Below are 13,240 nucleotides of genomic sequence, written 5' to 3'. Positions count from 1 at the left end.
ATTTATTTTAATTGTTATCCCAATATAATCCAACAATAATCGTAATACAAATTCTTTTATATCTAAGAATTTCAGTAAATTTTTACATGTTTTATTATCAATATTTATACTATTTTGCTTAAAATAGATAACAAAAAAAAGACTTTTTATTTAAGCCTTTAAGGTTATCTGCACTTATATACTTGTACACCTTATTCTCTTATGATGTAGCATCATTACTGCACTTATGTGAACAGTGCTATTCATATTTAACTTGTAATGATTTGATGCCCAAAATCTTAACCACTACAATTTTGTAGTGGTTAATTAATATGATCTACTATAAATATTTTTATTTAGTAGTTTTATTGAAATTATCATCAGCAGGAGTATTTGTAGATTTTCCAGCATTTTGTGTCCACTTATATTTTGAATTCATCATTTCAAGTATTCTTGAAGTACTAGTAGGCGCATATCCTGCATCATTTCCAGTATCAACTCCATTTACCATTTCGGCTGGAGCATCAAATCCCATTGAATAAAAATATAAATCTCTTGATGCTCCATGTTTAGAAGCTTGGTTTATCAGACCAGTATAATCAGGATAAACATCTATAAAAGCAGTTAACTGTTTCATTCCGTCATTACTATCTCCAATCCATAGATCATTTATATTACTTGACTTATATTGTTCAAAAACAACACCTTTTGTTTTTAATGATGTGACATAATTACGGCTAACTTCCCCAGTCCATTTGTTGTCTAAATAAGATTTTTCACCCTTTGACCAGAATGGATCTAGCAAACATATTCTATCAGGTAAAATATTACTGCTAATTGTTCCACTATCAACTAAGTTACTGATAAGCATACCACCATTTATAACCATTTGACTTCCTAAAGAATGACCTGCCAATCTTATTTCACTACCCGAAAAATTTTTCATAGCTTTTACATAATCATCTACAAAAAGTTGAGCAGCAGATACAGTAGGTACATTGATTGAATTATAGCTACCGTCAACTTTTCTCCATCTCATACCTTTAGATCCAGAAGTTGTCCAAATTTTAGCTTCTGCATCTTTAACTTCAGATTCATCGGATAATTGATTCCAGTAAAAAATACCTATATTCCATCCTTTATCAACCCAATAATTCACAGTATCTACATCAGCACCGTAACTAGAATCATTGTGACTAGGATTAAAAATTTCTCTATATAGCTTTTCTGTTTTATCCTTTTGCCAGCCATGAATATAAATAACAGTTGGCTTAGAAGAGTCAAAGTATTTATTACTTTCTCCTGAAACGAATTTTTGAGATACATTTCCTTTACCAAACCAATAGATACCAGTATCCAATGTTTTAGCATCATATGTAGTAGCCGCACTAGCCATAGTTCCATTTTGAATTAATCCAACACTAATAACTGTAAATACCATAACAAACATTAAACAAAACTTTTTAAAGTAATTTTTCATTTATCATTTCTCCTTTATTTTTCAATAATAAACGAATGCGCATTCTATATACTTATTCTAATTCCATACCTGGTAAAATCCAACAATAATCGTAATACAAATTCCTTTATATCTAAGAAATTTAGTAATTTTTTACATTTAATATTATCCATTTTTATACTATTTTGCTTAAAATAGATAACAAAAAAAGACTTTTTATTTAAGCCTTTAATGTTATCTACACTTATTCAATTCTGCACCATTTGAGTTGGTTTGATTGCGATGTTGAGACTAAAATAATAGCATAAACAAGATACAGCTAAACTTTGTATTAGCACTATCTTAAATTTATGCATCTCAATATCGCAATCAATTACTAGTGCTCAGTAATATTAAAAAAACAAAATGAAAAGTTAAAATCTAATTAATTTGTATTAAACAATAATTGTGTATTACAACTATTAGTGCTATTATTTACCTAAGGAGTGATATCTTTGAATGATATTAATAGTAAAAATTTTAGAGAATTAATCAGATTATTAGAGCGAAAACTTGGCTTATTAAACAAGCAAGACAGTTGTTGTTTAGAAGTTACTTTAGCTCAATGCCATGCCTTAGTTGAGATAGGACGCATTGGGAGTATTACCTTAAAAGATTTAGCTATATTGATAGGTTTAGACACAAGTACCATGAGTAGAACTGTTGACAGCCTTGTAAAAAAAGAATTTGTATTTAGAGCTCAGTCAAAAACAGATAGACGAAGTGTAGATATTAAATTAACGGATAAAGGTTTAATTCTTTTTAGAGATATTGAAAGTAAAATGGATGATAAATTTATGAATATTTTTAATCAAATATCTACTGAAGAACGTTTAACAGTTTTTAATGGATTAAATATTATAATTGAGGCTCTTACTAAGGCTGAAAACACATCTAACTGTTGTAATGATGAAAATTTAAAAAATGTATAACTAGTTCATTCTTACTGATAAAATATTTTTTATATTGGAGGAGTTAATAGACTATGAATTATACAATTGAAGAAATGAAAAATTCTGACTGGGACGAAGTCTCACAAATTTATCTAGAAGGCATCAATACTGGTATTGCTACTTTCCAAAATTCAGTACCAACTTTTGAAGCTTGGGATAATGGACATGTGAAATCTTGTAGACTAGTTGCTAAATCAAATGAAAAAGTACTTGGTTTTATTACTCTAAGTGCTACTTCAAGCAGATGTGTTTATTCTGGCGTTGCTGAGGTCAGCATATATGTAGGCGAGAATTACAGAGGTTTAGGAATAGGTCATGCTCTTCTGATAGACATGATAAAACTATCTGAAGAAAATAACTTCTGGACTTTACAATCAGGGATTATAAAAGAAAATGTTGCAAGTATTAAACTTCATGAAAACTGTGGTTTTAGAGAAATAGGAATTAGAGAAAAGATAGCAAAAATGAATAATGGTATTTGGCATGATACTGTGTTAATGGAGCGTAGAAGCAAAGTAATTGGAATTGATTAATTTATAGTATGAAATTTAATCTTTTAAATAAAGTGCTTCCCATAAAAAAGTGGCTGCTCTACGCTCTCTTTTAATCACATTTTCACAAGCCATATCATTCTTAAGTGTTGATATAACTGGCTTAAAAAATCGAAATTTTTATACTTTACTCGACAATAAAAAAATGCCTCCTATAAAATAGAAAGTTCATCTCTATTTTATAAGAGGCATATAATTTTTGCTACTTCACCCAAGTTAAACTATTGTAACAAAGATTTATTTTTTCCATTTAAAATTTCTTCTAACAGATTGCTATTATATAATAAATTGATGTCCTTAATTATTTCATTAAAGTTACCAGTACTTTTTATTTCTTTTAATTTTTTAACCATACTTTCAATCGAATTCAAAATCATAACTGTAGGAAGGCTTACTCTCGCAATTCCTAATTCAATGCAATCATTTATTGAAAATTCTTGTATATTATATTGTAGTCCTGCAGCAATACTAATAGGTCCATTAATTTCTCTTGATAACAACTTAACTTCATCAAGTGTTTTTACATATGCTACAAAACAAAGATCTGCACCAGCCTCTAAGTATTTATTTGCTCTATCTATTGCTAATTTCTGTGCCTCTTTCCTATTACTTAATGACAAGAGTGCATCAGTTCTAGCATTAATAATAAAATCATTTTTTCCAAGGTCAAATTTAATACTGTTTGCATCCTTAATCTTATTTAACATGTCCAATTCATCTATAATTCTTAATTTTTTACATTCCATATTATGAACTTGATCTTCAATATTTATTCCTGACACACCTGTATTAATGAATTCTTTAATTGTGTTCTTAAAATTCTCCCCTTCACCATAACCATCTTCTCCATCTGCCATGACAGGAATATTTACTGTATCAACAATACTTTTTGTAATATCTAAATTAGTCTTTAAATCAATATCGTCCTCATGCTTATATCCTTTTGATATAGCATAACTATATCCTGAACATTGAACAGCTGAAAATCCTGCATACTCAATTATTTTTGCAGAAATTGGATCAAACGCATCTGGCATGATAAGTGTTTCGCTAGAGTTTAATAACTGTTTTAGAATTTTATCTCTATCCATTTTTAACACTACCCTCTATAAAACATTGATAATAAACGTATTAATTATTTTCTTCCTTAGAATACAAAAAATACTTTCTTCCCCAATGTAATGCTACATTTACTAATGCAATCATTACTGGTACTTCTATTAATGGACCTATTACTGCTGCAAAAGCTACCCTTGATTGAATCCCAAATACTGCTACTGCAACAGCTATTGCTAATTCAAAGTTATTACTTGCAGCTGTAAATGATAAAGTAGTAGTTTGCTGATAATTTATACCTGATTTATAGCTTATGAAAAATGAAACAGAAAACATAACTATAAAATATATTATTAGTGGTATTGCAACCTTAATAACATCCAAAGGTAATTCTACAATATATTTACCTTTAAACATGAACATTACTACAATTGTAAATAATAAAGCTATTAATGCTAGTGGGCTAATCTTAGGCACAAATTTCTTTACATACCATTCTGTTCCCTTCATAGGTTCTAATATAAGTCTGGTAAGCATTCCTAATAAAAAAGGAATTCCAAGATAAATTGCAACAGACGTTGCTACTTCTCCCATTGAAATATGAACTTCATATCCTGTAAGTCCAAATACTGGTGGCAAAACTGTAATAAATATATATGCAAATACTGAATAAAATACTACTTGAAATATAGAATTAAAGGCTACTAGAGCTGCTGCATATTCACTATCCCCATCTGCCAAACTATTCCAAAGAATTACCATTGCTATACATCTAGCAAGTCCAATAAAAATGAGTCCCATCATTAATTCCGAATCGGATTTTAAGAACACAAAAGCAAGTATGAACATTAAGATTGGTCCAATAAACCAATTTTGGACTAATGATAAACCAAGAACTTTTGGATTTTTAAATACTTTTCCAAGTTCTTTATAATTTACTTTTGCAAGTGGTGGATACATCATGACAATAAGACCTATAGCTATGGGTATTGATGTTGTTCCAACAGATAAGCTTGCAAGTCCTGCTGATAATGATGGCACTCCCCATCCAAGGAATATTCCAAGTGCCATTGCTGCAAATATCCATAGAGTTAAGTATCTGTCTAAAAATGATAGTTTTGATGATTTGTTATTCATTTTCAAATCCCCCTACTATTTAATTATTGGTCTAAATTAATTTCATTATTCTCAATTCTATTTGCTAAGTCTTTTATCTTTTCTTCTATAGTTTTAGCTGTATTTATAAACTCCTCATCATTTTTACCTGTTGGGTCGTCCAATCCCCAATCTTCCCTATATTTGCAAGGCAAAAATGGACACTCCACATTACATCCCATAGTTATAACGATATCCACACCTGGAATATCAGATAAAAGTTTAGATTTTTGAGTTTTGTTCATGTCAATATTATATAAGGCCTTTATTATTCTCACTGCATCTTGATTTATTTGTGGCTTTGTTTCTGTTCCAGCAGAATAACTTTCAAATACTGAAATTCCATAAAGCTTTCCAAGTGCCTCTGCCATTTGTGATCTGCATGAATTGTGAACGCAAACAAATGCTACTTTTGTTTTCATACCTTCATCCCTCCTATTTAAGTTATTTTATAACTTATAGATATCCAATTTAAGAATCAAACTTATAAATGGAATATACATGTATCATTGAGAAATTCTAATCGTAACACTACACTAGAAATCAGATACATTTTTCTGGAAGCAGGCATGTGAAATTGAGCTGATGATGGTTCTTAATGGGGGCTTGTTTCATTTAAGCTTGTCCAGATTTTACATCTGGAACACGCTGAAATGATGTCAAGCCCACATTTAGAACCTTCCAGCGAAAATTTCACTAGTCCTGTGGAAGACAAATGTATTGGATTTCGGTAATTTTCGCGTAAGCCTAATTCTTGCTTTTGATATCTATAATTCTTATTTACAAGTACAATTAGCTTTATCTTTACAAATGCAATCTTTTGTTTCTGTTATGAGATTCATCATAAACAATGTAAGTTTATTACAATTGTTTATGTTTAACTTATAGTAATTCCAAAGCCCCTCTTTTCTTACCTCTACAAGGCCACAATCACTTAATACCTTCATATGATGTGAAAGTGTTGGTTGAGTAAAATCAAAATAATTTAGAATTTCACATGCACATTTTTCGCCACACGATAATATATCAATTATTTTTAATCTACTTGGATCAGTTAATGCTTTGAAAATTTTTGAGTTTCCTTCATAATCCATATTGATTCGCACCTTTCCTATATAGATATATATCTATATACTCAATATAGAATATTGTCTATCTATTGTCAATACAGCTTAGTTATTTAATTTATATTTAACATAACTAAATAAACAATTATCTATATAGTTATATTATTCAAAAAATAAATTGCTGTTACAAAATAGTATTATAAAACTTTTTACTACCTATGCATGATTTTCCCAAACATCTTAAATAAAAAAAATCCTAATTACTATTTAATTTAGCAATTAGGATTTGTTAATAAATACTATTACATTTTTATATACTTGTCCACTTTGTTATTTGCCTTTTATCATTTTACTATCAAGAATAGTATAATTAGCTCTATGAATATACAAGGTTTTTCCATCTATATTTATTCTGGTCATTTTAGGTAAATCTTCTGGTATTGTAACATAGACGTCTTTGCCTTGATATACTCCTATAGGAATCCCTTGTTGTGAGCTTATAATAATTGTCTTGTCTTTTCCTATTTTATTTTTAACATCATTAACGAATCTATCAAGTGGAACATAACCGCCACCTTTATTTACATTAACATCTGTTGGAACATCATAGCCTTCAATCATATCCAATCCATTTTCAGCAAATATTACTGTATTACCAACTTGGAACATTTGATTTCCATTAACTGTAACTTCCAATACTTCTGACTTAAATTCTGAAGCTTTTTTATCAAAATTATCACTATTTTGCAGCAATCCTACTGTAACTTTGCTACCTTCAACTGTTAAAGTTTTATTTCCATAATCATCATAGGTGGTTACAGTAAATTGTTGTCCCACTAAATCACCTTTAATTTTTCCAGCCAAATCTTTTATTTTAGCGCATCCAAATACAGATATTCCTATTAGAACAATAGCAATAACTAGAATTATTGGTCTAAGTTTTTTCTTCATTAACACATCCCCCCTGATATTATTGTATATAAAATCTCATAAAAGTACAAATAATTACTTTAAATTTTATTTTTTTATCCTATTCTTCTTTTGAAGGTGTCTAGTATCCATAAAATATCTAATATAAAACAAAAGACCTCTACTATATTTTTGATATAGTAGAGGTCATCAATCTCAAAGGAGATATTTAAAAGCGAACTTCATCACCTATGAAAATTCTTTTTCACACTTATTCACATTCCTATTTAATGTAATTCTAGCTTAAATTACAATAACTTTCAACAAAATAATAACCCAATTGCAACCAAACTATTTTTTACACAACTCCAAATAATCTAACTCTTAAATATTAACTTATAATCAAAACCTATGCCAAAACTCTTACTAAACCTTATCATTTAATAAAACCATATGTATATGATCTTCCCATTTTTCATTTATCTTTAAATACTTATATGCTAGTCCTTCATTATAAAAGCCTAATTTCTCAGCTACCCTTAATGATCTTTTATTTTTTGGCATAATATTAGCTTCAATTCTGTGTAATCCATATTCATTAAACATAATTTCAATTCCTTTTTGAATAGCCTCAGTCATGTACCCTTTATTGATTTCATCTTTATCAAATTTATAACCAAGATAACTCGATAAAAATACGCCTTTTACTATGTTAGTAAAAGCAATAGAACCCAATATTCTTTGCTCGTCTTGCTTTTTGAATATCCATAATATTAATGAATTATTATTTTTTATATCTGTTAACGCTTTATCTAGTTGTTCTTCCTGATATTGCTTTGTATAAAATTCTTCGCTCCTCAAAGGTTCCCACTCTTCTAAAAAAGATTTGTTTCTTAAACAATAATCAGCAACCATTTCCGCATAAGATTTATCTAAAACTTTTAACAAAAGTCTTTCAGTTTCATAAACTTTTTGCATTAAGATCACTCTCCAAATTTATCTATAATTAGTATAAAGACGTCTCTATCCAAAAGTATTATATCATCAGACCTAAAAAATACTAAACTTTATATAAACTGTTCTAATATACTAATACTAATTACTAGCGAAACTGCAAATATACACTCGCATATGCTTATTTTATCTTGTATATTTATCACTTTTAAGCTAAAATAATATTGTTAAGCAAAAGCTAGTAGAAAGAAAAAGTTTTAATCTTTAATTATATATTTAAATTTCCATATTGTAAATATGTTTTTCAAACTTAATTGCAGTTTTTCACCTTCACTATATATTTCTAAATGTCCTATTGAAGAAGTTCAGATATATCTCCCTTATATGTCACCGTGAAAATTTCACTACTATTACCTTCATAAGTAGCCTTATTATCTTTTTCAGTAAATATAGTCCTACCACTTACCTTATACTCCCCAGCCCAAAATTCATTTTCTCCTTTATAATCATAGGTGTATATTTTTTTAAAAACGCTCTTGAAAAAGAGCGTTTTATTGATTATTATTTATTTCCGATATTAATTGACATACTATTCACATCAGCTTTCCCACTGCTTTGGTATCCCTCTATGTTAAATGCAGTTTCATGCATTTTTCCAAGTGGCATTCCTTTACTTTCCCAAGCGGCAAAGTGTTTGCTGACAGATATTGTTCCGCTAGTGCGTTTAGATCTGCGGACGCTCCAATACTGCTTAAAAGTTGTATTATTTCCTTCAATTGAAGGCTGGTTGATTCGAGTGGTCTCATATATGTCATAGATACCACCATCGACTGTAATTGTGCCTTTTGATGTTCCGCCAGGCGGTCTCCAGCTGCCCCAGCTATCTACTATATAATATTCCACGAGAGGACCTCTCGTCCATCCATATACACACATGTAGGAATTGCCAGATGGCTGGTAATTACAATCATAGTTTACTGATATATTTCCAAGCTGTTTGTATGTCTGGGTGTCATTGAATTTCTTGCCTTTACGGAATAACGCATTTCCGATATTGCTCCACTGACAACTAAACGCGCCACCATCCTTTAGCGTCATGCTGGTGTTTCCGTGGTCCTTCCAAAGTTCATAGTTGTAGCCGCCATTAATACCAATTTCATTTGAGGTAATCGTTTTCGGTACTGCCTGTGTGTTAAATGCTGAAGAAATTTTTTGCGTACTTAAAGCTTCTTTAGCAAAAGTATTTTCTGTTGTGCTTAAAGTTGTTGCTGCAAAAACAGTATTCTCAACCATAGTTAAAGAACTTGTCATAACTAATGCTGCTAAAGCAGTAAAAATTACTTTTTTTTTCAACATATTTAATTCCTCCCTAGTTTACTAAAATTCAGATTAATCGTTTATGGAGTTGTACCATCCAAATTATAACCAAAAACGATTAACATCCTTCCTCTTACATATTACCATATATAAAAATTAAATATTATTATTTATCCTAAAATGTCCAAAATAATGCATTAAATGCAAATACTCTCACTATTTTTTATATCCATTTATGTAATAATACTTACAATCTGTTTTTTCATGATTTATGTAGCAATAATCTATATGGCGTATTCTTTCTATATCAAAATTATGAAATATACTTAAAATATCTTCACGATTAGCATAAAAATGTGCACCTTAGAAAGAGCAGCTATGCTGCATATGAGAACATTTTATGCAGGTGAAATGAACAATATCTGTTTCCAATCATAATATAATTTAGAGCGTTTTTTAAGGAGCAAAATCATATGAGAGAATATGGACCACCAAATTCTCCTCCACCAAAAACTAAACCTAAAAAGCCAAAGGTTTCATATATCGTTGACTGCTTACAATCATATACGTATGTATGGCCTAAACACGGAAAACCTTTCTGGTTCTATCCTACAAGACTAGAGCAAGGAGAAGTTTCTGGTTATAGATGGGACGGTAAAAAATGGGTGTTTTATGGATTTGATGAAAAATCTATAAGTCAGGTTGCATGTTACCCAGTTCCTACCCTTTACTAAGGTTGTAAAAAATTTAGCAAAACAAAATTTTTTAAATTATTTGCTAGTAAGGATTTTCTCTGGTGCTACAGTATTTCTATGTAACACCAGAAAAATAAATACTCATACATATGAATTTAATCCAATGTGTCATAATTATATATGGTACCAAATATCACCAAAAATCATAAAGAAAATTGTATAAAATCAAGTGCTTAGAATATTTTCTCATGCTTTACATATAATAAACTTATTATAAACTATACCATCTAAATTATGAAAAGAGGTTAAGCTAATGAAAAAATCAGCTATTATATTTTCTATTTTCTTATTACTAGCATTTACTATGAATAATCTAGCTGTTATAGCTGCTCCTAATCCTCAAACATTTTCCGAAGGATTTTATACCATTAATGATTTGAAGTTGATGCCTAATGTTTCCTATAAAGTAAAAAATGCTTCTTCCGGTAAGATTTTCATGATTATATTTAGTGGTGATCAACTTATTCAACAATCAATACGACTTGAACCAAACTCAATTGAATATACTCTAAAACCAATGCAGTATGACCATAAGATTGTAGTAATTGGCAATGGTCAACTATTATTTTCAACTTAATATTCGCATTCCTTCATTCATTTACTACATATCTATCTCTATTAAAAAAATAACTACTATAATCTCAACCAAATTTGGAATTGTTATTGATAATTACGATCCTTATAAAACAGCATAAGTAAGGGTGATAAGCCTAAAGCTTTTAATAAGAATATCATGTATTAAAATTAACTCACTAAAATTACTAACAATATAATCACACCTATTGTCCCAATTAGTGCAATAATATTAAGAATTTTATTTGTTTTAAAATCTGTTTTTAATAGTCTACGAAAAACAATGTATATTGCAATTCCAATTATTCCTCCAAATGTATTTCCTATAAGGTCAGTTACATCAGATGCACCAACTGAAAATATAAATTGTAATACTTCATAAAGCAAACTTACACCTGCTATTGGAGCAACTTTCTTTAAGAAAGACCAATTACTTTTTAACATACTAACATAAAGTCCAAATGGAACAAATACGAGTATGTTATCATATATTTCTGAAAATTCAATCCTATTATTCACTATTACCGATTCCTTAAATGGTATTAAGTTAATACTTCGCAAATGGTCCAAGTCTTGAATTGAAAATTGCATTTTAAATATTATAATCCAGGTTAATACGAGCAAATATAATATCAGTAAGCAGGTTGTTAATAATCGTTGTTTTATTTCTCTAGTTTCCATACGTACCCCCGTAACATTTTATACTAATTAAATTTATTTTCCATTTTTAGTTTATTACTATAATATTAATTAGCAATTAATGTTAACTTAAAAATACCTTAATCTTTACATAAGTTTTTGCACAAAGCATACAAATATAAATTATGTAAAGAAATATGTAAATTAATCAAAAAAGATTTGAGCACAGCTACGCAAATAGGAATATGTTTGCTTCCTATACTCCTTATCCTCTAGAGCCCTTTAACTGCTTCCTCATTATAAATTTTTGATTTGTTTCTGCATGAATAGTAAATCCAAAGCTTTTATACATATCAACAAACCCCATAAAATGTTTAAGTTCATCGGTAGTTTCTTTTTCGGGATATACTTCAACATAATCATAACCATCGCTTTTCGCATCTTGACAAGCATATTGCAATAATTGTTTTGCTATTCCTTTTCTTTTCATATCAGGTGCAACAAGAAAACAATATATCGACTTTACTTTAGCATTTACATCAATCTCCAGTTCATTTACTTGTGGCATAAAACGATACCAGCCTATACAATTCACACATTCTGTCTTTGTGTTTGCATTACACCAACCAACTATACAATCATCAACATATGCTAAATATCCTTGTATCTGTCCACTCTTAACATATTCAATAGCCATTGCTTTTCTTTCTTCACGTGATGGAATCCCTGTTTCAAAACGGTGATCGGCGCTACACCAGCACTCACAATAACAGGTATGTTCAGGTATATTATCATCATGTGGTGTTGTCTCGAAAAAGTTCATATATTCATCTACATGAGCAGGTGTTAATTTTTTAATTTCAATCCTCATTTTATTACCCCCACTAACTAATGTTGGCATCTATTTTATATTTCTGTTTCTTCATAGTTCACTCTACACTATCAAGATAAATAATCTGTCAAATTCAAATTTCACTTTTATTATGCTGCTTCTTTGTTACAAACACTTTCTAAATCCTTAACCAATTCACGCCATTCATCATAGAACTTTTCAATATCTTCTGGACTTGAGCCAAATCTTATTACCTTAAGTAATCTTTCATAACAACTTTCCGGTTTTATCTTAAAAGAAGCAATATATTGTTTTGTTCTTTTTCTGATTGTTTTACAATCTTCCCTTCGCCTCTTCCCAGTCAACTAAGAGGTTATAGCGTTCCGTTTTAAATCGTAATGCACAATAATTGGAGTCTTGCGGACCGCTAAAATGATTAGTTAATCCTCCATACCACATTTCTTTTTTCACATCTGGATCAGTAATTATATCAATTGTACCTACGAGGGTTATATTATACTCATCAGAATTGAAGCAAACACTTGCCCTATTGCACTTATTAACTCTAATAGCTTTATCACTGCCAATTCCAGTACAGAATGTCAACCAATTAATACCGTCTGCTTTAGAAGCTGTGATGGTTGAAACAGTCGGATACCCCTCTAAATCAATAAGTGCCAATTCACAATAAGTTCCTTCCTTTGTATTTTTCTCAACAATTTCTCCAGCTCTAGAGATGATTTTTTCATTCATTTTAACTCCTCCTATCTATATTACGCCATTTACTATTTAATACTTATTATAACATATTTTGTAAAAGTAATATTATTTAATTTTTAAAGAACATATTTTTTAAATCTACTGCGCAAGCTTTATATTTAGTGTAGAAAATCTGCATCTATTATTAAAATCACGTACAAAAAAATCGCAAATTCACTTCTTGAATAATGCGAAATTTTAATCTTACTAATTGTAAAGTAAGAATTTATAAAACAATGTTAT

General features: G+C 29.5%; 15 protein-coding genes, 1 pseudogene and 1 riboswitch. Of the genes and pseudogenes, 4 read left to right on the top strand and 12 right to left on the bottom strand.

Going from position 1 to position 13,240, the window contains the following annotated elements:
- Positions 1-331: 331 nt before the first annotated feature.
- Positions 332-1,459 carry an Ig domain-containing protein gene (locus CSPA_RS09285; protein WP_015391992.1) on the bottom strand — a complete coding sequence of 376 codons (1,128 nt, stop codon included), beginning with the start codon at positions 1,457-1,459 and terminating at the stop codon, positions 332-334.
- Positions 1,460-1,932: 473 nt separating this feature from the next.
- Here CSPA_RS09285 and CSPA_RS09280 point away from each other — a divergent pair, with 473 nt between their 5' ends.
- A complete protein-coding gene (locus CSPA_RS09280; RefSeq protein WP_015391991.1) occupies positions 1,933-2,409 on the top strand; it encodes a MarR family winged helix-turn-helix transcriptional regulator in 477 nt (158 codons plus the stop codon).
- 53 nt (positions 2,410-2,462) lie between these two features.
- A complete protein-coding gene (locus tag CSPA_RS09275; RefSeq protein WP_015391990.1) occupies positions 2,463-2,963 on the top strand; it encodes a GNAT family N-acetyltransferase in 501 nt (166 codons plus the stop codon).
- A 239-nt stretch (positions 2,964-3,202) separates the two neighbouring features.
- Here CSPA_RS09275 and CSPA_RS09270 read toward each other — a convergent pair whose 3' ends face one another.
- From CSPA_RS09270 to CSPA_RS09240, 7 genes and pseudogenes are all read right to left on the bottom strand, one after another.
- A complete protein-coding gene (locus CSPA_RS09270) occupies positions 3,203-4,072 on the bottom strand; it encodes an isocitrate lyase/PEP mutase family protein (protein WP_015391989.1) in 870 nt (289 codons plus the stop codon).
- Between the two features lie 40 nt (positions 4,073-4,112).
- A complete protein-coding gene (gene arsB, locus CSPA_RS09265) occupies positions 4,113-5,174 on the bottom strand; it encodes an ACR3 family arsenite efflux transporter (protein ID WP_015391988.1) in 1,062 nt (353 codons plus the stop codon).
- Positions 5,175-5,197: 23 nt separating this feature from the next.
- Complete coding sequence (locus tag CSPA_RS09260) at positions 5,198-5,614, bottom strand: arsenate reductase ArsC (protein WP_015391987.1); 417 nt, start codon at positions 5,612-5,614, stop codon at positions 5,198-5,200.
- A gap of 354 nt (positions 5,615-5,968) precedes the next feature.
- Complete coding sequence (locus CSPA_RS09255; protein ID WP_015391986.1) at positions 5,969-6,286, bottom strand: ArsR/SmtB family transcription factor; 318 nt, start codon at positions 6,284-6,286, stop codon at positions 5,969-5,971.
- 303 nt (positions 6,287-6,589) lie between these two features.
- Positions 6,590-7,210, bottom strand: coding sequence for a DUF5052 family protein (locus CSPA_RS09250; protein ID WP_015391985.1), 621 nt, complete (start codon positions 7,208-7,210; stop codon positions 6,590-6,592).
- A 152-nt stretch (positions 7,211-7,362) separates the two neighbouring features.
- Positions 7,363-7,427: riboswitch (Fluoride riboswitch) on the bottom strand.
- A 167-nt stretch (positions 7,428-7,594) separates the two neighbouring features.
- Complete coding sequence (locus tag CSPA_RS09245) at positions 7,595-8,146, bottom strand: GNAT family N-acetyltransferase (protein WP_015391984.1); 552 nt, start codon at positions 8,144-8,146, stop codon at positions 7,595-7,597.
- Positions 8,147-8,692: 546 nt separating this feature from the next.
- Positions 8,693-9,331 (bottom strand): annotated as a pseudogene (locus CSPA_RS09240) (glycoside hydrolase family 11 protein); the annotation flags it as partial.
- Positions 9,332-9,912: 581 nt separating this feature from the next.
- Here CSPA_RS09240 and CSPA_RS09235 point away from each other — a divergent pair.
- Together CSPA_RS09235 and CSPA_RS09230 are read left to right on the top strand one after the other, a co-directional pair.
- A complete protein-coding gene (locus tag CSPA_RS09235) occupies positions 9,913-10,173 on the top strand; it encodes a hypothetical protein (RefSeq protein WP_015391982.1) in 261 nt (86 codons plus the stop codon).
- Positions 10,174-10,447: 274 nt separating this feature from the next.
- Positions 10,448-10,771, top strand: coding sequence for a hypothetical protein (locus CSPA_RS09230; RefSeq protein ID WP_015391981.1), 324 nt, complete (start codon positions 10,448-10,450; stop codon positions 10,769-10,771).
- A 167-nt stretch (positions 10,772-10,938) separates the two neighbouring features.
- Here CSPA_RS09230 and CSPA_RS09225 read toward each other — a convergent pair whose 3' ends face one another.
- The 4 genes from CSPA_RS09225 to CSPA_RS09215 form a co-directional block, all read right to left on the bottom strand.
- Positions 10,939-11,448, bottom strand: a complete 510-nt coding sequence (locus CSPA_RS09225; RefSeq protein WP_015391980.1) for a VanZ family protein — start codon at positions 11,446-11,448, stop codon at positions 10,939-10,941.
- A gap of 223 nt (positions 11,449-11,671) precedes the next feature.
- Positions 11,672-12,277: a GNAT family N-acetyltransferase gene (locus CSPA_RS09220; protein WP_015391979.1), complete on the bottom strand. Its 606-nt coding sequence runs from the start codon at positions 12,275-12,277 to the stop codon at positions 11,672-11,674.
- Positions 12,278-12,387: 110 nt separating this feature from the next.
- Complete coding sequence (locus CSPA_RS29490) at positions 12,388-12,603, bottom strand: hypothetical protein (RefSeq protein ID WP_144053527.1); 216 nt, start codon at positions 12,601-12,603, stop codon at positions 12,388-12,390.
- Positions 12,572-12,991 (bottom strand): pyridoxamine 5'-phosphate oxidase family protein, encoded by a 420-nt coding sequence (locus CSPA_RS09215; protein ID WP_015391978.1) that lies wholly within the window; start codon positions 12,989-12,991, stop codon positions 12,572-12,574. The genes CSPA_RS29490 and CSPA_RS09215 overlap by 32 nt, the downstream gene beginning before the upstream one ends.
- Positions 12,992-13,240 lie beyond the last annotated feature (249 nt).

Origin of the sequence: Clostridium saccharoperbutylacetonicum N1-4(HMT) (genome assembly GCF_000340885.1) — a bacterium.
GTDB lineage: Bacteria > Bacillota > Clostridia > Clostridiales > Clostridiaceae > Clostridium > Clostridium saccharoperbutylacetonicum.
The sequence above is the reverse complement of the archived record's forward strand: the minus strand, read 5'-3'. Positions and strand labels throughout refer to the sequence as shown.

Excerpts from the sequence above, each read along its gene's own strand:
- CSPA_RS09245 (WP_015391984.1), bottom strand. The coding sequence starts at position 8,146 with ATGCAAAAAGTTTATGAAACTGAAAGACTTTTGTTAAAAGTTTTAGAT.
- arsB (WP_015391988.1), bottom strand. The coding sequence starts at position 5,174 with ATGAATAACAAATCATCAAAACTATCATTTTTAGACAGATACTTAACT.
- CSPA_RS09255 (WP_015391986.1), bottom strand. The coding sequence starts at position 6,286 with ATGGATTATGAAGGAAACTCAAAAATTTTCAAAGCATTAACTGATCCA.
- CSPA_RS09270 (WP_015391989.1), bottom strand. The coding sequence starts at position 4,072 with ATGGATAGAGATAAAATTCTAAAACAGTTATTAAACTCTAGCGAAACA.
- CSPA_RS09260 (WP_015391987.1), bottom strand. The coding sequence starts at position 5,614 with ATGAAAACAAAAGTAGCATTTGTTTGCGTTCACAATTCATGCAGATCA.
- CSPA_RS09250 (WP_015391985.1), bottom strand. The coding sequence starts at position 7,210 with ATGAAGAAAAAACTTAGACCAATAATTCTAGTTATTGCTATTGTTCTA.
- CSPA_RS09230 (WP_015391981.1), top strand. The coding sequence starts at position 10,448 with ATGAAAAAATCAGCTATTATATTTTCTATTTTCTTATTACTAGCATTT.
- CSPA_RS09215 (WP_015391978.1), bottom strand. The coding sequence starts at position 12,991 with ATGAATGAAAAAATCATCTCTAGAGCTGGAGAAATTGTTGAGAAAAAT.
- CSPA_RS09285 (WP_015391992.1), bottom strand. The coding sequence starts at position 1,459 with ATGAAAAATTACTTTAAAAAGTTTTGTTTAATGTTTGTTATGGTATTT.
- CSPA_RS09225 (WP_015391980.1), bottom strand. The coding sequence starts at position 11,448 with ATGGAAACTAGAGAAATAAAACAACGATTATTAACAACCTGCTTACTG.
- CSPA_RS09235 (WP_015391982.1), top strand. The coding sequence starts at position 9,913 with ATGAGAGAATATGGACCACCAAATTCTCCTCCACCAAAAACTAAACCT.
- CSPA_RS09220 (WP_015391979.1), bottom strand. The coding sequence starts at position 12,277 with ATGAGGATTGAAATTAAAAAATTAACACCTGCTCATGTAGATGAATAT.
- CSPA_RS09275 (WP_015391990.1), top strand. The coding sequence starts at position 2,463 with ATGAATTATACAATTGAAGAAATGAAAAATTCTGACTGGGACGAAGTC.